A 521-nucleotide genomic window follows, 5' to 3' on the forward strand; every position below is an offset into this window, starting at 1 on the left:
CGGTCGGAATAAGCATACAGATACATACACGCGGCTTGCGTGAGTTATGCGGACTGCTTGGTTATAGCCGCCAGGCTTATTATCAGCAATTAAAGGTAACGGAAACCCGGACGTTCAAACAAGAGGAGCTTATTCAGCAGGTACAGGAACACCGCAGGCTGCAGCCCCGCCTGGGTACCAGAAAGCTGCTGGCATTGACACAGCCCGGGATAGGCAGGGACGCCTTGTTTGAATTGCTCAGGGAGAACGGGCTTTTGGTACGCAGGAAGCGTTACCGGGTGCGTACTACCTTTTCTTGTCACCGCTTCAGAAAGTACGCTAACCTGATAAAAGAGCTGGTTCCTGAACGCCCGGGGCAGCTTTGGGTGAGCGACATTACTTATATCCGTATCAGGCAGGAGTTTGCTTATTTAAGCCTTATTACAGATGCCTACAGCCGAAAGATCATTGGCTTTTGTATGAGCCATGATCTTTCTACGGACAGTTGTTTAAAGGCCTTACGAATGGCCCTGACTACCCGC

General features: G+C 50.7%; 1 protein-coding gene. It reads left to right on the forward strand.

The window, feature by feature from the left end; genetic code table 11:
* Window positions 1–521 (forward strand): DDE-type integrase/transposase/recombinase (locus ACFQZI_RS00005; RefSeq protein ID WP_377137076.1); only part of this gene is annotated, 521 nt, incomplete at both ends.

This window comes from Mucilaginibacter lutimaris (genome assembly GCF_042676625.1).
Classification (GTDB): Bacteria; Bacteroidota; Bacteroidia; order Sphingobacteriales; family Sphingobacteriaceae; genus Mucilaginibacter; species Mucilaginibacter lutimaris.